Raw genomic sequence first — 750 nt, 5'->3', positions numbered from 1 at the left:
GTTTTCAAGCGCCTTTATTTTAACGCCAAAACAGGATTCATTGCGTTTTTGTGCAATTGCGATTAAATCAGCGAAGGAGACTTGCTCTGGTATATCATCGAAATAAAGAGATACAGGCTTTAAATAGATCTCTGACCCATCTTCTTCAAAGATATCGTCGTAGACTTCCTTTATCCCAGGACTTTCTGAAATTTGCGCGGTGATCATACTAACCAACCTACTGGATATAATCATGTCTTTGACGCCAGCCTGAGCAATTAACGCGTGGTTTTGGCTTTCCAACACTTCGGTAATCAATTTGGTTTCGCGAACTTTGTCCATTTCCTCAAAAATGCTTCTCAACAATAAAAGCGTTACGATATTCTCAGAGTCGATTGTTTTGGTATCTGAATGCAATCGTGCACTGGCCAATACGATAACTGTACCATAGCGCTCCAATTGAAGAGCAATGAGCTGGCTTCTATCTAAGGGGTTTATGTCCATCAAATTGATTTTTATATTACCGAGCTCGGCATTGATTTCTTCGACTTCACGTCGCTCTGCTTCAGTAGCATTATAAATCACTACATCGATTTCACTTCCTGATGCAACGTAGTCTGAAAACTCGCTAAGTACACCGCGAGCCTTATGGTTCCATCCGATGATGAGTTCACATTCAGTCATCTGCTTCAAACGTCTGTCACTAAGTGGAAAGTCCTGAGCGATATATATCGGATCTGGTTCAAACTTTATGGTTGAATCGTCGTCGGC

1 protein-coding gene is annotated in these 750 nt (G+C 41.3%); it reads right to left on the bottom strand.

The features are described from left to right. A partial coding sequence (locus ACFQEU_RS17035) for a hypothetical protein (protein WP_379784076.1) occupies positions 1-663 on the bottom strand: 663 nt, incomplete at its 3' end. Between the last annotated feature and the right edge of the window lie 87 nt (positions 664-750).

Origin of the sequence: Halorubrum tibetense (assembly GCF_042661865.1) — an archaeon.
GTDB classification, from domain to species: domain Archaea; phylum Halobacteriota; class Halobacteria; order Halobacteriales; family Haloferacaceae; genus Halorubrum; species Halorubrum tibetense.
The sequence above is the reverse complement of the archived record's forward strand: the minus strand, read 5'-3'. Positions and strand labels throughout refer to the sequence as shown.